The organism is Candidatus Arcticimaribacter forsetii (assembly GCF_910589745.1).
Lineage (GTDB): Bacteria > Bacteroidota > Bacteroidia > Flavobacteriales > Flavobacteriaceae > Arcticimaribacter > Arcticimaribacter forsetii.
This window is the reverse complement of sequence record NZ_OU342399.1, coordinates 1,959,970-1,981,177: the sequence shown is the minus strand read 5'-3', so window position 1 is coordinate 1,981,177 and position 21,208 is coordinate 1,959,970. Positions and strand designations below refer to the sequence as shown.

General features: G+C 32.5%; 18 protein-coding genes. 13 read left to right on the top strand and 5 right to left on the bottom strand.

What is annotated here, in order from left to right:
• Nucleotides 1–58 precede the first annotated feature (58 nt).
• From purN to NG655_RS09100, 4 genes are read left to right on the top strand one after another with little or no spacing between them, the layout of a single operon-like run.
• Nucleotides 59–625 carry a phosphoribosylglycinamide formyltransferase gene (purN, locus tag NG655_RS09115; protein ID WP_252159003.1) on the top strand — a complete coding sequence of 189 codons (567 nt, stop codon included), beginning with the start codon at nucleotides 59–61 and terminating at the stop codon, nucleotides 623–625.
• Between the two features lies 1 nt (nucleotide 626).
• A complete protein-coding gene (rnhA, locus tag NG655_RS09110; RefSeq protein WP_252159002.1) occupies nucleotides 627–1,109 on the top strand; it encodes a ribonuclease HI in 483 nt (160 codons plus the stop codon).
• Nucleotides 1,110–1,157: 48 nt separating this feature from the next.
• On the top strand, nucleotides 1,158–2,099 hold the full coding sequence (locus NG655_RS09105; protein WP_252159001.1) for a PfkB family carbohydrate kinase: 942 nt from the start codon (nucleotides 1,158–1,160) through the stop codon (nucleotides 2,097–2,099).
• Nucleotides 2,096–3,991 (top strand): amidophosphoribosyltransferase, encoded by a 1,896-nt coding sequence (locus tag NG655_RS09100; protein ID WP_252159000.1) that lies wholly within the window; start codon nucleotides 2,096–2,098, stop codon nucleotides 3,989–3,991. Before NG655_RS09105 ends, NG655_RS09100 begins: the two co-directional genes overlap by 4 nt.
• 238 nt (nucleotides 3,992–4,229) lie before the next feature.
• Here the strand turns inward: NG655_RS09100 and NG655_RS09095 are convergent, their stop codons facing one another.
• Nucleotides 4,230–4,838 carry a superoxide dismutase gene (locus NG655_RS09095; protein ID WP_252158999.1) on the bottom strand — a complete coding sequence of 203 codons (609 nt, stop codon included), beginning with the start codon at nucleotides 4,836–4,838 and terminating at the stop codon, nucleotides 4,230–4,232.
• 63 nt (nucleotides 4,839–4,901) lie between these two features.
• Between NG655_RS09095 and NG655_RS09090 the strand changes: the two genes are divergently transcribed.
• From NG655_RS09090 to NG655_RS09075, 4 genes are all read left to right on the top strand, one after another.
• Entirely contained in the window at nucleotides 4,902–8,066 is a 3,165-nt protein-coding gene (locus tag NG655_RS09090) for a UvrD-helicase domain-containing protein (protein WP_252158998.1), read from the top strand.
• 134 nt (nucleotides 8,067–8,200) lie between these two features.
• Nucleotides 8,201–9,541: an OmpA family protein gene (locus tag NG655_RS09085; RefSeq protein ID WP_252158997.1), complete on the top strand. Its 1,341-nt coding sequence runs from the start codon at nucleotides 8,201–8,203 to the stop codon at nucleotides 9,539–9,541.
• Nucleotides 9,542–9,645: 104 nt separating this feature from the next.
• Nucleotides 9,646–12,381 (top strand): PD-(D/E)XK nuclease family protein, encoded by a 2,736-nt coding sequence (locus NG655_RS09080; protein WP_252158996.1) that lies wholly within the window; start codon nucleotides 9,646–9,648, stop codon nucleotides 12,379–12,381.
• Nucleotides 12,382–12,421: 40 nt separating this feature from the next.
• Nucleotides 12,422–13,330, top strand: a complete 909-nt coding sequence (locus NG655_RS09075; protein WP_252158995.1) for a hypothetical protein — start codon at nucleotides 12,422–12,424, stop codon at nucleotides 13,328–13,330.
• On the opposite strand, the gene NG655_RS09070 is transcribed toward NG655_RS09075, so the two are convergent.
• A complete protein-coding gene (locus NG655_RS09070) occupies nucleotides 13,248–14,699 on the bottom strand; it encodes a phytoene desaturase family protein (RefSeq protein ID WP_252158994.1) in 1,452 nt (483 codons plus the stop codon). The two genes, NG655_RS09075 and NG655_RS09070, sit on opposite strands and share 83 nt — an antisense overlap.
• A gap of 300 nt (nucleotides 14,700–14,999) precedes the next feature.
• Here NG655_RS09070 and NG655_RS09065 point away from each other — a divergent pair, with 300 nt between their 5' ends.
• The 4 genes from NG655_RS09065 to NG655_RS09050 are packed head-to-tail and all read left to right on the top strand — an operon-like array spanning nucleotide 15,000 to nucleotide 18,370.
• Nucleotides 15,000–15,677 carry a DUF3291 domain-containing protein gene (locus NG655_RS09065; RefSeq protein ID WP_252158993.1) on the top strand — a complete coding sequence of 226 codons (678 nt, stop codon included), beginning with the start codon at nucleotides 15,000–15,002 and terminating at the stop codon, nucleotides 15,675–15,677.
• Nucleotides 15,667–17,136: a 1-hydroxycarotenoid 3,4-desaturase CrtD gene (crtD, locus tag NG655_RS09060; protein ID WP_252158992.1), complete on the top strand. Its 1,470-nt coding sequence runs from the start codon at nucleotides 15,667–15,669 to the stop codon at nucleotides 17,134–17,136. The genes NG655_RS09065 and crtD overlap by 11 nt, the downstream gene beginning before the upstream one ends.
• On the top strand, nucleotides 17,133–17,798 hold the full coding sequence (locus NG655_RS09055) for a carotenoid biosynthesis protein (RefSeq protein WP_252158991.1): 666 nt from the start codon (nucleotides 17,133–17,135) through the stop codon (nucleotides 17,796–17,798). The genes crtD and NG655_RS09055 overlap by 4 nt, the downstream gene beginning before the upstream one ends.
• Nucleotides 17,795–18,370 carry a hypothetical protein gene (locus tag NG655_RS09050; RefSeq protein WP_252158990.1) on the top strand — a complete coding sequence of 192 codons (576 nt, stop codon included), beginning with the start codon at nucleotides 17,795–17,797 and terminating at the stop codon, nucleotides 18,368–18,370. The genes NG655_RS09055 and NG655_RS09050 overlap by 4 nt, the downstream gene beginning before the upstream one ends.
• On the opposite strand, the gene NG655_RS09045 is transcribed toward NG655_RS09050, so the two are convergent.
• Entirely contained in the window at nucleotides 18,367–18,828 is a 462-nt protein-coding gene (locus tag NG655_RS09045; RefSeq protein WP_252158989.1) for a hypothetical protein, read from the bottom strand. The genes NG655_RS09050 and NG655_RS09045 overlap by 4 nt on opposite strands.
• Before the next feature lie 55 nt (nucleotides 18,829–18,883).
• Complete coding sequence (locus tag NG655_RS09040) at nucleotides 18,884–19,702, bottom strand: NAD(P)H-binding protein (RefSeq protein ID WP_252158988.1); 819 nt, start codon at nucleotides 19,700–19,702, stop codon at nucleotides 18,884–18,886.
• A gap of 185 nt (nucleotides 19,703–19,887) precedes the next feature.
• Here NG655_RS09040 and NG655_RS09035 point away from each other — a divergent pair, with 185 nt between their 5' ends.
• Nucleotides 19,888–20,307, top strand: coding sequence for a CBS domain-containing protein (locus tag NG655_RS09035; protein WP_336511179.1), 420 nt, complete (start codon nucleotides 19,888–19,890; stop codon nucleotides 20,305–20,307).
• Here NG655_RS09035 and NG655_RS09030 read toward each other — a convergent pair.
• The gene (locus NG655_RS09030) at nucleotides 20,304–21,206 is read right to left on the bottom strand and encodes a histone deacetylase family protein (protein WP_252158986.1); all 903 of its coding nucleotides are present in this window, start codon (nucleotides 21,204–21,206) and stop codon (nucleotides 20,304–20,306) included. The two genes, NG655_RS09035 and NG655_RS09030, sit on opposite strands and share 4 nt — an antisense overlap.
• Nucleotides 21,207–21,208 lie beyond the last annotated feature (2 nt).

The window sequence follows — 21,208 nt, the reverse complement described above, 5'->3', positions numbered from 1 at the left end:
AGTTGTTATTTTTCTTTTATGGTTAAAGGATTATGCGTTATTTTGTTTTATTACAATTATGCAAAAAAAAATTATAATTCTCGCTTCAGGAAATGGTTCAAACGCTGAAAAAATCATTGATTTTTTTGAGTCTTCATCAGCTGTAAAAGTACTCTCTGTAATATCCAACAAGCAAGGTGCAGGTGTTTTTGATCGTGCTAAAAAGTTCGGAGTTCCTGCTGTTTTATTTAAAAAAAAATCTTTTGAAACAAATGAAGTTCTTTCTTACCTAGAAGAGCTTAAACCAGATTTAATAGTACTTGCAGGTTTTTTGCTTAAAATCCCCAAAGAATTTGTTCTTAAGTTTCCCAACAAAATAATAAACATTCATCCAGCGCTTCTTCCTAAGTATGGAGGGAAGGGAATGTACGGCTCTAATGTTCATAAAGCAGTAAAAGAGTCAGGGGATCTCAAAACAGGTATTACAATTCATTATGTAAATGAAAATTATGACGAAGGTGCTATAATTTTTCAAGCAGAAGTAGGTTTGGATGCTTCAGATTGCCCCGAAACAATTGCAACTAAGGTACATGCTTTAGAACATCAATATTTCCCTCAGGTTATTAATCAAATTTTAAGGAAATAGTTTGGAACAGGCTCAAATACATGTTTATACAGACGGTTCTGCTTTAGGTAACCCTGGGCCAGGTGGTTATGGTATTATTATGGAGCTTGTAGGGAAGCAATATTCTAAAGAATACGCCCAAGGTTACGCATACACTACAAATAATAGAATGGAGCTACTTGCAGTTATTGTGGCGCTCGAAAAGTTAAAAGAAAAGCCTCTTAACGTAGTTGTGTTCTCTGATTCAAAATATGTAATTGATTCTGTTGAGAAAAAATGGGTTTTTGGATGGAAAACTAAAAACTTTGAAGGCAAGAAAAACTCAGATTTATGGAAACGTTTTCTCCTGATATATGAACAACATAACGTAAAGTTTAAATGGGTGAAAGGTCATAACAACCATCCGCAAAATGAACGTTGTGATTGGTTGGCTGTAAATGCTGCAAAAAACGGGATTAAGGAAAAAGATGTTTTTTTTGAAAATGAGAATAAGAATCTGCACTAAAGTCTTTTTTGCTGTACAGAAGCTCAAAAGAAGTTTTATCTTTGCAAAATGAAAAACAAATTACTTGTGATTGGAACAATGGCTTATGATGCTATTGAAACTCCATTTGATAAAGTTGATAGAATATTAGGAGGAGCTGCTACATATATTGCTCTAGCTACTTCTAAATTTGATATAGATTGTGGGCTTGTCTCCGTAATTGGAGATGACTTTGAAGCTAGCGATTTGCAGCTTTTAAAGGACTTAGATGTAGATGTTACAGGAGTGGAACAAATAAAAGGGGAGAAGTCCTTCTTCTGGAGTGGTAAATATCACGATAATATGAATACAAGAACAACAGTTGACACTCAACTTAATGTTCTTGAAAATTTTACTCCGAATGTTCCTGAGTCATATAGAAATGCAGAAGTAATGATGATTGGAAATCTTCATCCAGGGGTTCAATTAACAGCTTTAAAACAGATGAATGGTAAGCCTAAATTTGTAGTTTTAGACACTATGAATTTTTGGATGGATCATTTTAGATCAACTTTAGATGAAGTAATTTCTAAAGTAGATTTGATTACAATTAACGATGAGGAAGCTCGTCAGTTATCAGAAGAGCACTCTCTTGTAAAAGCTGCTGAAAAGATTCATGCAATGGGTCCGAAATATGTGATCATAAAAAAAGGAGAACACGGAGCGATCCTTTTTGGGGAAGGAAAAACATTTATAGCTCCAGCTTTTCCAATTGATCAAGTTATTGACCCAACTGGTGCTGGGGATAGCTTTGCTGGTGGAATATCAGGGGTTTTAGCAAATACAGATACTATTAATTTTGAAACTTTAAAAATGGGAATCATCTATGGATCGGTTTTAGCTTCTTTTACTGTTGAAGAATTTGGAGTTAACGCTCTTTTAGCGGTAACTTCAGATTCAATTAAAGATCGAATTGAGAAGTTTAGAGAACTTACCCGTTTTGAGTGGAATGAAAAACAAAATAAAATATGAGTGATGCCATTAAACACGAGTGCGGAATAGCTTTATTACGACTCAAAAAACCGATTTCTTATTATCAAGAAAAATATGGTACGGCTTTATTTGGCATCAATAAGATGTATCTTATGATGGAGAAACAGCACAATCGAGGTCAAGATGGTGCAGGTTTTGCAAGTATAAAATTCGACATGGATCCAGGAGAACGATACATTAGTAGAGTTCGTTCTTGTGAAAAACAACCGATCCAAGATATTTTTAATCAAATAAGTTCTAGAATACAGACCACAATTGATAACCATCCAGAAATTGAATCCAATTCTAAGTTGTTAAAACAAAAAGTACCTTATGTAGGAGAGCTAATGTTAGGGCACGTTCGTTATGGAACGTTTGGTAATAATGGAATTGAAAGTGTACATCCATTTTTAAGACAAAATAATTGGATGCATAGAAACCTCATTGTAGCCGGTAATTTTAATATGACTAATGTTAATGAGCTTTTTGACAACTTAATTTCATTAGGGCAACATCCAAAAGAAAAAGCGGATACCATTACTGTAATGGAAAAAATAGGTCATTTTTTAGATGACGCTGTGGCTAAAATTTACAAAAAATTAAAAAAAGAAGGATTCAATAAATACCAAGCCTCTCCCTTGATCGCTGAACGACTTAATATTTCAAAAATACTAAGAAAAGCAGCTAAGAATTGGGATGGTGGTTATGCAATGGCAGGAATGTTAGGTCATGGTGACGCATTTGTTCTTAGAGATCCTGCAGGTATTCGACCCGCTTTCTTTTACGAAGATGATGAAATTGTAGTAGTAGCATCCGAACGTCCAGTTATTCAAACTGTTTTTAATGTACCTCTGGATGAAATAAAAGAAATTGATCCAGGAAGCGCCATCATCGTTAAAAAATCAGGAGAAACTTCTTTTCAACAAGTATTAGAGCCCCTAGAAAAAAGATCTTGTTCATTTGAGCGAATTTATTTTTCTAGAGGAAGCGACGCTTCAATATACAAGGAACGAAAAGAACTTGGGAAATTATTATTTCCAAAAATTCTTGAAAACATTAATAGTGATATTGAAAACACTGTTTTCTCCTATATACCTAATACTGCCGAGACCTCTTTTTATGGTTTAATAGGAGAAGCTCAAAATCATCTTAAAAGTCAAATTTCTGAGGAAATAAGTAAAGTACCTATCAATAAGGAGCGCGTTTTAGAATTATTAAACCTCAATCCAAGAATAGAAAAAATTGCAATTAAAGACGCAAAACTTAGAACGTTTATAACTTCTGACTCTAGTCGAGATGATCTAGTAGCACATGTTTATGACATAACATACGGAGTTGTTAAGACAACAGATAATCTTGTTATTATAGACGATAGTATTGTTCGAGGGACAACACTAAAGAAAAGCATTTTAACGATGTTAGATCGATTAGGGCCTAAAAAAATCATCGTAGTATCTAGTGCTCCTCAAATTAGATACCCTGATTGTTATGGAATTGATATGGCGCGATTAGAGGATTTTATTGCGTTCCAAGCTGCATTAGCATTACACGAAGATCGTGGAACCAAAAAAGCCGTGTTAGATTCTATCTATGAAAACTGTAAAGCATCAAAAGAAATATATGGAGAAGAGGTTTCTAATCATGTAAGAGCTTTATACCAACCGTTTACTACGGAGGAAATTTCTGACAAAATTTCAGTTCTTTTATCAAATCCTGATTTAAAAGCTGAGGTTAAAATTATTTATCAAAATATCGATAATCTTCACGCTGCCTGTCCTGAAAGTCAAGGAGATTGGTATTTTACGGGTAATTATCCAACACCTGGTGGAAATAGAGTCGTAAATAAAGCCTTTATGAATTTTTACGAAGGTAAATCAGAGAGAGCGTATTAACCTTTTAACCGATAAAACTGCATTTAATCGATTTTATCATCTAAGTGTGAAAGAAAATCGCATTTTTACATCACCAGAACATAAGTAGGTTAAGTTCATGGTAAGATTTGGGGCAAAAAAGGAGGAATTTATTCCTCCTTTTTTATTTTACATCTTTTCAACCTCTTTTTTATTTTGAGTTTATTCAAAAAAAAAGAGAGCATTATAGCCCTCTTTTGTTTTTAATAAAGTTTTTATTCTATGCGTTTTCAGCATAAAGTTCACTTACTTTATTCCAGTCAACTACATTAAAAAATGCTTGAATGTAATCAGGTCTCCTATTTTGATAATTTAAGTAGTAAGCATGTTCCCACACATCAATCCCTAAAACAGGAAATCCACCACATCCAATACCTGGCATTAAAGGGTTGTCTTGGTTAGCTGTAGAGCAAACTTCTACTTTTCCACCTTTGTGAACACATAGCCATGCCCATCCAGATCCGAATCGAGTTGCTGCTGCTTTTGCAAAAGCATCTTTAAATCCTTCAAAAGAACCAAATGCGCTATCAATTGCATCTGCAAGTGCTCCTGATGGAGCTCCACCACCATTCGGGCTCATTATGTTCCAAAATAATCGGTGGTTGTAAAATCCACCTCCATTATTTCTTACAGCTCCATTGTTTGCGTCTAAAGAAGTTAGTATTTCTTCTATTGATTTTCCTTCTAAGTCGGTCCCAGATATTGCGTTGTTCAAGTTCGTTGTGTATCCATTATGGTGTTTTCCATGATGAATTTCCATAGTTCTTGCATCAATATGTGGTTCTAATGCATCATATGCATAGGGTAAATTAGGTAATTCGAAAGCCATATTTATTTTTTTAAAGTTTATACCTACAAACTTAAAGAATCTTTACATTTATAGCATAATCATATGATGCATAATCTTACTCCTATAGAAATCATTAGTGCCTCAGCTGGCTCTGGAAAGACTTATAAGCTAGTTCTTAGTTTTTTAAGAACACTCTTGTCTAGCTCAAATCCAAACGTGTATCGTAAAATGATCGCATTAACTTTTACGAACAAGGCTGTGTTCGAAATGAAATCTAGGATTTTAAATAAATTGAATGAGTTTTCTGATCTAGATAACCAAGATCAAATGGCTGCAGAGCTTTGTGAATTTCTAGAAGTTTCAAATAAAGAACTGGCTTTTCGATCTAAACAAGCTTTAAAATTTATTTTACATGATTATGCAGCTTTTGAAATTGTAACATTAGATCGTTTTACTCATAGGATAATTAGAAGTTTTTCTCGTGACTTAGGTCTTTCTCATTCTTTTGAAGTCGAAATCAATCAAAAATTGATCTTATCAGAAGTAGTTAATCGTGTTATCGAAAAGGTAGGTTCTGATGAATATTTAACGAAATTATTGGAACGTTTTACACTACAAAAAATAAGGGATCAAAAAAGTTGGGAAATTACACCGAACCTTCTTGAAATATCATATTTGTTGTTGAAAGAAAATGATAGGATCCCCACACAGGAGTTAGCCAAACAACCGCGTTCTTCTTTTGAAGAACAAAATAAGGTTTTAAAGAAAGTTCAAAAAGACACAAAGCAAAATATTCATCTAATAGGAAAAGAAGTATTAAAATTATTTGAACTTAATGGGTTGGAGGAAAAAGATTTTTCAAGAAGAATACTTTATGCTCATTTTGAAAAACTGAAAGACATTTTAATTGCTAAAGTTGATGTAAATAAATTGTATTCAAATCAATTAGAAAATAATTTAGAAGAGGGTGTTAAAATTTATAACAAAACATTAGATGACCGAAAGGCAAAAATAATAGAGGGTATTTTACCCATAATATACCGAGCATTTAAAAAAGCAAAAAACTTAAACTATCAGTTATCATTGATTAACGATATTTTAGATCAATGGATCCCTTTGAGTTTGATTCAAACCCTATCTAAAGAACTAGAGGTTTATCAGAAAGAACACAATAAAGTTTTGCTAGCTACTTTTAATGAACGAATTTCTAAAGAAATCCTTAACCAATCTACTCCCCATATTTATGAGCGTTTAGGCGAATATTATCGCCATTATTTTTTAGATGAATTTCAAGATACCTCTAGCTTGCAATGGGATAATTTAATTCCATTAGTAAGAGAACCAATAGAGGGTTTAGGGGATGATGGCAGACCAGGTTCTTTGCTAATTGTTGGAGATCCTAAACAATCAATTTACAGATGGCGAGGTGGTCATGTAGAACAATTTCTAAGTCTCCTAAGGGGCAAAAATCCTTTTCAAGTTCCAGTAAAAATAGAGTCTTTAGAAACTAATTACAGAAGCTTTGAAACTATTGTTAACTTTAATAATGCTTTTTTTAAAAGCACAATTCCTTTTTTGAAGGGAGAAGAAAATAAGAAACTTTTTAGCGAAAATTGTTCTCAAAAATTAAACAATAAAAAACAAGGTTATGTAGAGATTAATCAGTTTTATGAGGTTGAGAAAGAAGTAATTTTAAATAACAATATAGAGACTACTTTTAAGTCTATTAAATCAAGTCTTGAGCAAGGTTTTAATTATCATGATATCGCAGTACTTGTTCGAAAAAAAGATCAAGCTAAATCCATAGGTGAATATCTGATTGAAAAAGGAATTCCGATTATTTCATCCGAATCATTGAATTTGTCAAACTCTGAAGAAGTTCAATTTATTATTGCTCTTTTAAGATTGGCAATCGATGAAAACAACGACCATGAACGTCTTTTTGCACTTCAGTTTTTAAGGTTAAGGTATGCGAAAGAGGTCCCATATCATGATTTCATCGCTCCAAAACTAAAGACTCCTCTTCAAGTTGTTTTTAATGAATTTGAAATTCCATTTAATTTCATGAAATTCAAATCATTATCCCTTTATGAAGCAGTAGAGGAAATATTTTATGGTTTTGATTTAAGTTCAAATTTCGATGCACATCTTCAAACTTTTTTAGATCATGCTTTTGAGTTTAATCTAAACAAAAAGAACGATTTATTGAGTTTTATACTGCATTGGGATTCTGAAGGAGATTCATTATTCGTCAATGTTCCTAAGGGATTGGATGCCATTCAAATTTTTACAATTCATAAAGCTAAAGGGCTAGAGTTTCCAGTAGTAATTTTACCTTTCTTGGATGAATTGAGCCGCGGGAATATGGAGGACCGAATTTGGATGAATACAGAAGAGTTTTTTGATCAAAAATTCACTAAAGGATGGATCCCTTTTTCAAAAAAAATAGCAAATTATGGTGCTGTTGGGAAACAACGATTTGAAGAAATTAGTAACGAAAAAGAACTCGATAATCATAATGTACTTTATGTTGCAATGACAAGACCAGTGGAGCAATTAATTTTAATTTCTAATTTAAAAAAAAGAACTCCAAAAACGGATGAACTGAAAAATACATATCCAAGTCTAATTCAAAATTATTTGCAAATAAAAAATATAGAAAATGATTTGGATACGGATTCAGTTTTTTATTTTGAAGGAAAAAAACGAACGGTTGTTGAGTCAAAAAACATAAAAAAAGAAACGAATGACTTCTACATCGAATCTAAAACAAAAAGATGGAAAGATAGTCTAATGACTCAGTCATACGAACCAGATGAGGTAAAGCAAAACTCTCCAAAGCTTTGGGGGATTTTAATACACGATCTTTTGTCAAAAATTGAATCTTCTGAAGATATCGATTGGGTTCTCAAAGAAGCTTCAATTCAGGGTAAAATAAAAAACGAAAAGATTGATTCCATAAGAGAAATAATTTTGAATGTTATTAATCATAACAAATTAGCTTCCTATTTTATAAATGAATATACTGTTTGGAATGAGAGAGATATTCTAATACCCAATAAAGATAATGTTAGGCCAGACAGATTAATGTTTAACGGGGAAAATTTAGTTTTAATCGACTATAAAACAGGTAAAGCAAAAAAGCAAGATGTTGATCAAATTAAGTATTATGAAAACATCATTTCAGAAATTTTTTATGACAAACCAATAAACAGCTACTTGGTTTATATTCAAGAGAAAACGAATGTTAACGTTGTTGTTGTTTAATATTTTGCAACAAAACTTCCATATCGATCAAAAAATCTAAAAAAATCTTAAATATTCCATCATATTTTTTTGAATACTCGATGATTACAGCTATTTTTGCAAGTATACTCTATAAATTAAACCAAATTAACTAAATGAAAACTATCAAACAATTACTAATCGTTTGCGCTTTAACATTTACTTTTTCAAACGCTGTTGCACAAGATGCAAACAACCCTTGGGTTGTTTCTTTTGGAGTAAACGCTGTTAACGCTTATGAAACCAACATTTTTGAAGGTGAATTTTACAATGCAAAAGATCACTGGAATATTGTGCCAGCAGTTTCTACCCTAGCTTTGAATGGATACCTTACAGATAATTTTTCTTTAGTGGGTCGATTTTCATTAAATAACATAACTAAACTTGGAGAATCTACTAACAGTCAAATTCTATACAAGTCTATTGATGGGGGAGTTCGCTATTCTCTAGTTCCAGCCAGCTCAACATGGGAGCCATACGTTGAAGTAGGTGTAGGAGCTTCTTGGTTAGATTCAGAAAGATCTGAAAATGTTGTTTTAGGTGGAGGTATAAACTATTGGTTAAACGATAATATAGGGCTAACATATCAAACAGCATACAAGCATGCTGTAGATACGGACGACGTAAAACATTTCCAGCATATTTTTGGAGTTTCCCTAAAATTTGGTGGAGTTGATACAGACGGCGATGGTGTTTATGATCAATTTGATGAATGTCCAGAGGTTGCAGGTTTAGAAGAATTTGCAGGTTGTCCAGATACAGACGGAGATGGTATTGCAGATAAAGATGATGCATGTCCAAACAGAGCAGGATCTATAGAAATGAATGGATGTCCTGACTCAGACGGAGACGGACTTTCTGATCTAGTTGACGCTTGTCCTAACATGGCTGGTACAAAAGCTATGAATGGCTGTCCAGATTCAGACGGAGATGGAATCAACGAGAAAGACGATTCTTGTCCAAATGAAGCAGGTCCAATTGAAAACAATGGTTGCCCTTGGCCAGATGCTGATGCAGACGGGATTCCAAATAAAGACGATGCTTGTCCACAATTAGCCGGTCCTGCTACTAATAATGGATGTCCTGTAATTCCAGATTCTGTTATTGAAGAATTAAATCAGGAGAGTTCAATGATTCGTTTTAAAGCTGAAAGCTCTACAATTGTAGGTGAAGAATCTCAATTAGTATTAGCGAAAATAAAATCTATTTTAGATAGCTATCCAAAAAGTCAAGTTGTAGTTGAAGGATACGCTTCAAGCGACGGAAGTAAGGGGTACAATCAGAAACTTTCTGAAAACCGTGCTAACTCTGTAAAAGAGGGATTAGTTGCTATTGGTGCAGACGGTGGAAGAATATCTACTGCAGGTTTTGGTGAATCAAACCCTATCGGGGATAATAACCGTGCTGCTGGTAGAAAAGCTAACAGAAGAGTTCAGTTTGCTGTAGGTCAAAACTAGAATTCTAAACATATCAAAAAAAGCCTTGTATCTGCAAGGCTTTTTTTTTACTTCAATTTTACTCTAAAAGGGTTTAGTTTAGATTAAGTTCTTTACTTTTAAATGTGAAAACATTTTTAGAAGAAAGCGTATCGGAAATTTTATCAACCCCTAGTAATCTAGAGAGTTTAATCATTGTTTTGCCAAGCAGAAGAGCGGGTGTTTTTTTTAAAGAGGCACTGGTTTCTCAATTAACTAAACCATCATTAGCACCAAAAATATTTAGCGTTGAAGAATTTATTCAAGAAATCTCCACTTTAAAGCTTGTACCAACAACTTCAGCACTAATCACTTTTTTTGAAATTTATTCAAAATTAACTCCAAAAAAGTATTTAGATACATTCGAAGAGTTTATTCAATGGGCTCCTCCACTATTAAAAGATTTTTCAGATATAGATTCCTATCTAGTAAACTCTAAAAATGCTTTTGATGATTTAATAGAATACCATGCTGTTGGAACAATTTTAGAAGAAGATTCATCTTATGAAAAGCAACAACACTTTTGGAATTCTTTAGAGCTTTATTTTAATGAGCACAAAAAATCATTGCTTTCAAATGGACTAGGGACCCTTGGGATGTTATATAGAGAAGCAGTTGATTCGGTTGAAATCTATATTGAAAATACAAGTCAGCAGCATTATTTTATTGGTTTTAATGCACTTAATAAAGCTGAGTCTACCCTTTTCCAGGCTTTTCTAGAACAAGATCGCGCTACAATGTTTTGGGATTTGGATGATTTTTTTTATAAAGACCCGGAGCATGCTGCTGGTAGGTTTATCAAAAAACATTTAAAGGAATGGACTTATTACCGTCAAAGGAAGCATGTTAAATTCCCTTCTAACTTCGAAAAATCAAAAACTATAAATATTGTAGGAATCCCTAAAAATATTGGACAAGCAAAATATGCTGCCTCTTTATTAAAAGAAAATGTAAAAAGTCAAAGAAGCCCTTCTAAAACTGCATTGGTTTTAGGAAATGAATCCATATTAATACCGGTACTTTCTGGTCTTCCTAATGAAGTTGAAGAGTGGAATGTTACTATGGGATATCCTCTTGAAAACACCCCGGTTTCTTCCTTTTTTCATTATGTTTTCGAGATGCATTTGAAGTCAGTTAATGGTGGTTATTCTTATGACGATATAATTCGAGTAACGAGTTTTGACTGGATTCAAAACTTGTTGAATACTAATTCTGAAGATTGTAAAGTTCTCTTAGAATCACTAAAAATATCATTTAATTCGTTTTTAGGGCCAAAAGAATTAAAACCTTTTTTAGATCATCCTTTTGGAGTTTTGATATTCAGTCCTTTCAATTCAGTTGCAAGCTTTGCTCAGCGTATTTCAGATATTACATTAATGATACAAGAACATATAAAAAGGATAAATGGGCAACATTATGTTTTATTTCCAACCTATCTAACTTTAATTCAAGAGCTGGTTCAGCAATTATTAAATATGGGAGACACTTTGACTTCTGTAGATACTCTTAGAGCTTTACGTTATTTATGGAATGAGTTAATTAATTCTCTTTCCATAGACTACAAAGGAAATCCAATGGGAGGAGTTCAGATTATGGGGATGTTAGAAACCCGAGTAATTGACTTCGATACTGTAATTTTAACCAATCTAAACGAAGGAATTCTTCCTAAGGGTAGATCTTCACAAAGTGTTTTTTCATTTGCGATGAAAAAAACACATGGATTACCCACATTTTTAGATAATGATGCAATATATACCTACCATTTTTATAGGTTATTACAACGAGCGACCAATATAACCCTACTCTATAATACTGAAAGCGATGGACTAAATTCTGGGGAACCCAGTCGATTTATTCATCAACTTAGATTTTTAAAATTAGCTCAACATAATATTATTGAGAAATTTGAGTCAGCATCCACTAGAGTTCATCAATCAAAAGAAACCCTCATACAAAAAACACCTTCTGTGATAGATCAACTTCATAGAAAGGCTAAAAGAGGATTTTCTCCGTCAGCTCTTGTTGTTTATTTAATGGATCCATTGCTTTTTTATCATGAAAAAGTTTTAAATATCTCAAAAAAGAAATCATATGACAATACGATTTCTTTAGCTGAAGGTGGTCTAGTTGCACATAAGGCGCTACATAAATTATATATGGATTTTATTGGTAAAACGATGAAAGAATCTGATTATATTGATTTAAGTAAAAAGGTGTCTTCAACAGTTATAGATAGTTTTCATGAACTTTATGGAGGCGACAAAAAAGTTTCGGGTAAAATTAAATTGACCCTGTATGCTCTAGAACAATCTGTATTAAAATTACTTAAAGTCGAACAACAAAAAGTAAAAGAAGGAAATAGCATCACTATATTAGGACTCGAAAAAAAATTCAATCACACCATAGAAATTGACGGAATTGGTCCCGTAGTTTTAAATGGGGAAATTGACAGGATTGATCGTTACAATGGTGTTTTAAGGATAATTGATTACAAGTCAGGAGCAATAGATCCTAACAAATTATTTTTTTCTGATTTGAATGAAATTAATGGAGATAAAAAAAGAAGAGCCTTATTTCAATTACTATTCTATTGTCATAGTTTTAAAGAAGAAATAAAGCATGAAAAACAAGTAACGGCAGGAATAATATGTTTTAAAAACATGGAACGTTATTTACTTCCTTTGGGTAAAAAAATAAAAGGGGTTAAAGAGCCTGACCTTTTTTTGATCGAAGAAGGGATTCTTTCATTTGAATCTTATTTAATCGATACAATTAAAGAAATTTTTGATATTTCTAAGCCTTTTGCTTCATTAGAAGATTAGTTTGTTAATTTATTATTAGTTTTACTACACTATATCTATTATGTCAAAAGAAAAATCAAAAAAAAGAAATGAATTAAATTGGTGGCTGAGGTTAATAACCTTGGGTGATCGCTTTTCGTATCAAGATTTTTTCGATCGATTTAAAAAAGGTTTTGTAGAATTTTTAATTGTATTTTTTGGGGTACTTGTCTCGTTTTCTGTAGAACAGCAAGGGGAAGAGTTCGGAGATCGTGAATCTAATATTGACAATTTAGTTGGATTAAGAGACGAGCTTATAGATATGCACGAATATACTTTAGAGTATATTGAACAGAATGAATTAATAACGGGTTTATATCAAGAGCAATATAACCGTTGGGATCAAGATAATGATAGTGTTTTTATTAGTTACGAGCCATTTGAATTTCACTATGCTCCTATGACTTATTACACAAACCGTGATCCTTTCAACCCTCCGAGGGTAGTTTATGATGCCATTAAATTAGATGGTACTTTTAGGTTTTTAGGATCCGACATTGGACGGTTGATTAATGATAATTATGACGGTACCGATCTAAAATATTTAATAATTAACACGGATAAGGAAGAGAAAGCTTTAATAGACGACTTTTCATATAGGTTGGGGCATCAATGGGTTTTTGATTTAGAAAAAATCGATGTAGAGTCTAATGAGTTTTGGATAGAAAACAGAAAGTATATTCAAGAAGATCATTTTGTTAAATATAATTTATTCAAAAGAATAGAATTATGGATCCAAATTAGAGAGCAGTTAGAGGCATACGATGTCAATATTCAGAAGAATATTCAGATATTAAATAACGTAATCAAAGAAAAAGAATCTGAATTTGTTGTTATTTGGTGGTGGTTTAGTCGACCAGATTGGCTACAAGCTTCCCCGAAATCAGAGCCGGAGGAACTCCAGGACCAGGAACAGTTAGCTGACCAGTAAAATACAGATCTTTTACTTTCTTGCTTTTTAATTTAGGACGCAAAAAGGCAGTTTGAAGTAAGGTGTTTGCCATACCATAAGCATTTCCTTTGTAGGAATTATATTCATTAACAAAATCATTAACACAAAAAGATTCTTTAAATAATATTGAATCTTTAATCGATTGATTTGTTAGATTTTCTAAGCGATCGATAACAATATTAAAGTACTTTTCTCTCATTTCATTAGTATCTTCAATACCAGGGCCAATAGGAATAAGTAAAAAACATGCTTCTTTACCTTGAGGAGCCATAGAATGATCTGTGATGGAAGGAAAGTTACCGTAAAATAGTGGCTCTTTAGGCCATTCTGGGTTATCGTATATACTTTTTGCATGCTCATCAAAATCAACATCAAAAAATAAAGTATGGTGAGAAACGTTTTTAACTTTTTTATCAAGTCCTATAAAGAATAATAGAGAAGAAGGAGCAAATACTTTTTTCTCCCAATAAGCGTCCGAATAACCCCTTTGATTCACTTCTAAAAGAGATTCCGAATGATTATAGTCTGCACCACTTATAACAACATCTGCAGTATGTTTTATTCCATTTGCAATTACTCCAGTTGCTTTACCTTTTTCAACACATATTTTTTCTACGGTCTGACTTGTAGTGAATTCTACCCCGAGTTCTTCAGCCATTTTAACCATTCCTTCAACAACACTGTACATCCCTTTGTCTGGATGCCAAGTTCCCAGTCCAAAATCTGCAAAATTCATGAAATTATAAAAGGCAGGGGTATTGCTAGGTTTAGCACCTAAAAACAAAACTGGAAATTGAAGAATTTGAGCAAGTTTTGGATTTTTAAATTCTTTAGTCACCTCTTTTTTAATTGTACTTAAGAAGTATCCAACTTTTTTTACAGTCGCTGGGGTAACAAGCTCTAGAGGAGAAATTCCTGGTCTATAAACAAGATCTTTTATAGCGATATTGTAATTATCTTCAGCTTTTTTTATAAACTTTTTGAGTTTGATTGCACTTCCTTTTTCTTCAGCTTCAAAAGCAGAATATATTTTTTCTAAAGTATCACCAATTTTAATGGATTCCATTTTATCAAAATAGACTTCATAACCTGGATCTAGTTTTTCAAGTTTGTAGTAGTCACTTACTTTACGATCAAAGTCACCAAAAAACTTTTCAAACACATCAGGCATCCAATACCAAGAAGGTCCAATGTCGAATGTAAAACCATCTTTTTTGAATTGGCGAGCACGACCTCCTGGGGTTTCGTTTTTTTCTAAAATCTTAACGTTATTTCCTGCTTTTGCAAGGTAACAAGCGGCAGATATTGATGAAAAGCCAGATCCAATAATGATTATGTTTTTTTTCATAAAATAGTAAAGTATTTCCTTATTCATTTAGTAAAAAAAGAAAGGAAACGGATTAAAATAGAATTAACTATTTTTTAGAAAGATCTCTAATAATTCCAATTACTACAATAATTGTAGTGATGATAACAGTATTAGCAACGAAAGTAGTAGTCATGATTTATGATTTTAATTCCCTCAAAATTACAAAATCTTTTGACAAGAAATTCATCTTTTATTGTAGAAAGTGGGGCATATTAATTCTGGTTTATTTTTTCGCTTTTAACTTATACTCTTCCTATCTTTATTGGGTATAAAATATTAATGAAAAATTTCACAACCCTGTCTCTTTTTAATTTTGACACCCATAAATTCTGGGCTTTCAAACAAATGGGAGTCGCTCCACTTTTGTTAGGTAAAATCGACGGATTACTTTTTTCAAAGTTAATGGGTACTGGCTCAGGAGCAGGTTTTAGTTTATTCCCAGATTTTTCAACCTATGCTTTTTTGGCTGTTTGGGAAAGTGAAGAAAAATCAGAACAATTTTTTAAAACAAGTCCTTTTTTCTTAGAATATAAACAACGCGCTAAAACCATTCGAACATTAAGTTTAAAACCGATACATAGTCATGGAAAATGGAGTGGTGTTAATCCATTTGGAGTCAGTTCAAAAACTGAGCAAACTCCAACCGGCGAAATTGCAATAATTACTAGAGCAACTCTTCGTTGGAATCGCTTACTCTCATTTTGGGCAGCAGTACCAAAAGCGAGTAGAGCCATTGAAGAAGCAAAAGGAGTCCGTTTTTACAAAGGTATTGGAGAATGGCCTTTTATTCAGCAAGCTACTATAAGCATTTGGGAAAGTATAGAACACGTTCATACTTTTGCATACAAGGGTAAAGCTCATGCAGAAATAGTAAAAGACACCCGTAAAATGAAATGGTATAAGGAAGATCTTTTTTCTAGGTTTGAACTCTTAAATGATGTCATTCATGAGAAATAAAGCCATCGTTATTGGTTCTGGAATTGCAGGTATTGCTACAAGCATCCGCTTGGCTCAAAAAGGTTATGAGGTACAGGTTTTTGAATCAAATTCGTATCCAGGTGGAAAGTTAAGTGCCTTTAGTTTAGGAGATTTTCGTTTTGACGCTGGCCCTTCTTTATTCACCATGCCTAGTTTTGTCGATGAACTTTTTGACTTGTGTAATGAAGATTCGAAGGACTATTTTCAGTATTCTAAGAAAGAGATTGGTTGTAATTATTTCTGGGAGGATGGAACTCGGCTTAAAGCATATGATAATCAAGATAAATTTTTAGAGGAGGTTGAAAATGTCTTGGGAGTTTCTCCTGAGATACTAAAAAAGTATTGGGAAAAAGCGAAAAAGAAGTATGATTTAACAGAATCTATTTTTTTAAAAAGTTCCTTGCACAAAATGAAGTCTTTTTTGAATTTAGATACCCTAAGAGCTATTCTGAATATAAAGGCTTTAGAGATCGGTAAAACATTACATGAAGTTAACAAGGCTCAACTTCAAGAGCCTCATTTAATTCAATTCTATGATCGATTTGCAACTTATAACGGTTCGGATCCATATCAAACACCAGGCATAATGACTCTTGTTCAGCACTTAGAAGGGCATTATGGAACCTTTATCCCCAAAAAGGGCATGGAGTCAATTACGAGCTCTTTATTTGAATTAGCGAAGCGACAAGGAGTGACTTTCAATTTTAATGAAAAAGTTGAAGAAATAATAGTTGAGAATAATCATGCACAGGGAATCAAAACTCAAAAGGGATCGTATGATTCCAACATAGTTTGCTCTAATATGGATGTTTACCCGACCTACAAATATTTATTACCCACCGTAAAATCGCCGGTTAAAACTTTAAAGCAGGAACGTTCTAGTTCTGCGGTAATTTTTTACTTGGGAATATCTAAAACCTTTGACGAATTGGATCTTCACAACATCTTTTTTTCCGAAGATTACAAAAAAGAATTCAAAGCAATTTTTGAAGATCAAACTGTTTGCGATGATCCTACAATATATATAAATATAAGTTCTAAAGATATAAAAACCGACGCTCCGCCGGGTAATGAGAATTGGTTTGTAATGATTAATACACCCTCTGATAAAGGTCAAGATTGGGAAAAAATAACAAGAGAAATACGAGATAATTTTCTTAAAAAAGTTAATCGTATTTTAGGGACTAATCTTGAAGATTATATTGTTGAGGAAGACTGTTTAACACCTCCATTAATACAGGAAAAAACTCAATCCTATCAAGGAGCACTTTACGGCTCTTCTAGTAATGATAAAATGGCTGCTTTTTTGCGTCATCCAAATTTCTCACAACAAATTAAAAATCTTTATTTTTGTGGAGGTAGCGTTCACCCTGGCGGAGGAATCCCTCTTTGCTTATTGTCGGCTAAAATAGTATCAGATCAATTACCGCCATTATGATCACGAAAATAAAACAACATCTAGACATTCAAAATGTTTCTATTGGAATTATCTGGCTTTTTCATGTAAGTGGGATAATTGGTATCCTGTATGGAAATTCTCAATGGTTTGTAGGCGCAACCCCTCTCAATCTTTCACTTTGTTTGTTTTTACTTCTTTTAGTAAGTTGGAAAACACCTGGTTTTATTAAAATAGCACTCACTAGTTTTTTGGTCGGGATGATTGCTGAAATTTTAGGTGTTAATTATGGATATATTTTTGGTTCCTATGAATACGGTGAAGCCTTGGGATGGAAAATTTATGGGGTTCCAATTTTAATTGGTGCTAACTGGACTATTTTAACGGTCTGCTCAGCAGCTATAGCATCACAGATATACGAGAATATAATCCCAAGAATTATTATCGGGTTGGGGTTAATGATTCTTTTAGATTTCGTGATTGAACCCATAGCACCAATTCTAGATTTTTGGAAATTTGAGGGGGGAATAGCTCCACTTCAAAACTATATAGGCTGGTTTTTAGTTGCTCTTCCACTTCAAGCTTTATATCATTATTGGAATATTGAACTTAAGCATTGGTTTGCGCATCATTTATTTTTATTACAATTGTTATTTTTTGTGATTTTATTACTTCAAATTAACACCCTTCAAAAGTTATTATGAATACATTATATATGAGATTTATAGTTTTTGGTTTTCTATTATTTATTTATTCTTGTGGTAATAAAAAAACAGAGGTGACGAATGAAAATGTTGTTCAAAAGGATAGTCTAGTGAAAATAGATTTAACTAACTCTGAAAACAAAATAATTTATGTGCCTTCAAACATAAAAGTATTAGACACAACTTTATTTAGTAATCGAAATTTTTCAAAATTTAAAGAATCAATAGAAGCTTTAGAAGATTTAAATAAAATAACGATTGATGAATACTTGTTTGCCGCTATAGTTGCAAGTTCTGCTGTTATTAACTCACAGTTGCCAAAAGATTTTGAGATTCCTGCTGTTAAAAGCAGACTAAGGGTTGTTAAAACAAATTTACTGAAGAGTCGATTTTATGCTCAACAAGAAGATATGGAATCTTTAACTAAAACTCTTGATGAAGTATTTGGGTCGTATAATATCTTATTAAAACGAATTGATGATTTGATTGTTTCTGAAGAAGAAAATCAAGAAAATGAATTTGAGGTTAATAAAAGAATAAAACCTGAGCGTAAGGAATTACTTAAAAATTAACTAACCTTTTTTTCTCGATCCAAGTTGTAAGTATGCTGTTCATACATTCTATTGGTGTTTAGAGAGTTTTTAAGTTTATCTATAAACTTTAACAGTAAATCTTCAATTTCAATATTTTGAATGGCGTTTAATAACCTGGAAACATGTTCGATAAGTGCTTCATCTAATTCAATAGATTTACTAAATGCATTTTGTTTTTCAGATAACAATGTTGCAATCATTATTTCTTCTCTGTTATGATTTTGATAGAAAGAAGTGCCTAAGTCAATGTCTGCTCCGTGAAGGTTTGTAATGATGTCGTTATAGATTCTATTTCTAATGGTAGCTTGTAAATTAAAGAAACGTTTGTATTCAGGAAGATGTTCTTTTTCGGCCGATTTTAAATAAGCAAGTTTACTCGAACGACATTGGTTTAAGGTCATGTGGTAAAGCTCAATAAGTTCCTTATTGTGAGACATACTTATTTATTTATAATAAATTTAGCAAAAAATATACCCGTTTTTAAAAAGCTCTTCAGGAGAATATTAACAAATTCTTAACTATAAATGTATATTTCAAATCTTGTATTATTTTGTCAGAAGAAATTACCCTGTCAATTGGGTTTAAATCCTTAAATGATGGTTGATTGCAACCAATTAAAAGCGCCATATCTGAGTAGTATTTCTCCCTTGAAGGGTGATAAGGAGTAACACAGTTATAAACATTTTTGGTTATTTGTTTATTTAGTAATTGATGAATTATTGATATGCAGTCAGATAGATGTATTAGATTGATGCTTCCTTTCGGATTGTCGACATATTTTTTTTTACTCAATTGAATAATAGGATGTCTTTTTTTACCAATTAGACCTCCCATTCTAAGTATAGTAGTAGAAAAGTCATCGGTTTCGAGAAGTTTTTGCTCACATATGGCTAGTTGCTTTCCAGAATTTGTGCTGGGTGCTAATTTACTTTCTTCATTTAAGTTTCCTGATTGATTTCCATATACTGACGTACTGCTAATGAATATTACTTCTTTTATGTTATTCGCAATACAAACTTCTATGCATCTATCGACAACTAAGTCATGTCTTCTCTCTGGGTTAGATTTTAATCTTGGAGGGATAGCAATTATTAATACATCAATAGAAGTAAAGAATTCATGATTACCAATAATTTCATTCTCTTTTACCTCTATTAGGTAAGGGTCTGTTTTTATAGATTTTATAAGTTCAATCTTATCTTTAGAAGTTGTACTTCCTTTGACGTGGTAATTCAAGGATGAAAGATGCTCGGCTAAAGGGAGACCAAGCCAACCACAGCCAAGTATAGCAATGTTTTTAGATAATTTCATTTATTTATATTACTCTATAAATATAGTCAGAACTAGAAGATATTTAAGATTCTTTGCTTTAGTAATATTTGTTTTATAATCAATTAAATATTGAGGATATCATATTTTTTTTAACTTAGGGTAATTCAAAACTCAAGATTATGGCAATAAAAAGTTTTCAGGGGCAACGTGAAACTATTAAAAAAGTGGAACAACCTACCGTTTTAGTTAAAGATATTATGACTACTAATTTAATTCTTTTTACAGTTGATCAGTCTATTCATGAGGTGATGAATGCTTTTATTGTAAACAAAATTTCTGGTGGACCTGTTGTGGATGATAAGGGTAAACTTATCGGAGTTATTTCAGAAGCAGATTGTATGAAAGAGATTTCAGATAGTCGTTATTTCAATATGCCTATTTTAGATAAAACTGTTGGGCATTTTATGACAAAAGAAGTAGAGATATTACCTGCCTCAATGACTCTATTTGATGCAGCCTCTAAATTCCATGACACTAGTAGAAGAAGGTTTCCGGTATTAGACAACAATAAGCTTGTGGGGCAAGTTAGTCGAAAGGATATTGTTATTGCTGCTATTAATTTGAAGAGTCAAAGCTGGCGTTAGTCAAATATATGCTTAGCTGCTCTAAAGGTATTTGCGTGTGCATCTACAATTATTTTAATGTCTTTGGAATACCCACCACCCATACTGCACTGAATCGGAATTTTAAGTTTGTTACAAAGTTCAAGTACATAAATATCTCTTTGTTTACATCCACTTAACGTTAAGTTTAAGCGTCCTAATTTGTCTGTTTCTAAAACATCAACTCCACAGAGATAAAAAACAAAGTCTGGATTTATTTTTTCAATTAATTGAGGTAAAGAATCCTTTAGACTATTTAAAAAATAATCATCTGTAGTTCCATCATCTAAAGCGATATCTAAATCACTTACTTCTTTATGGAATGGATAATTTTTATTACCATGCATAGAAAATGTAAAGACATCTGCGTTATTTCTAAAGATTTCTGCAGTACCATTTCCTTGGTGTACATCAAGGTCAACTATTAAAATTTTGTTTGCTAGTTTATGGTCTAATAAGAATTGTGCTGCAATTGCCTGGTCATTAAAAAGGCAAAATGCTTCTCCATGCTCACTATATGCATGATGAGTACCTCCAGCAATATTCATAGCTATTCCTGTATCGAGTGCTTTTAATGCACCTTGAACTGTACCGCCAGCAATCAGGATTTCTCTTTCTATTAGTTCATTCGAAAGTGGGAATCCAATTTTTCTGGTTTCTGATTTGTTTAGATTTAGCTTCGTAAGTTTATCAATATATTGTGTAGTATGAACTCGATTAATGATTGAAAGCTCTAGTTTTTTTGGAACAAAAAAATCAGCTTCAGTACAGGTTCCTTCATGCATTAACTGTCTGGGAAGCAAATCATACTTTTCCATTGGGAAACGATGCTTTTCAGGAAGTGGTAGTTGATAACTCGGGTGAAATGCTATATTGAGCAAAA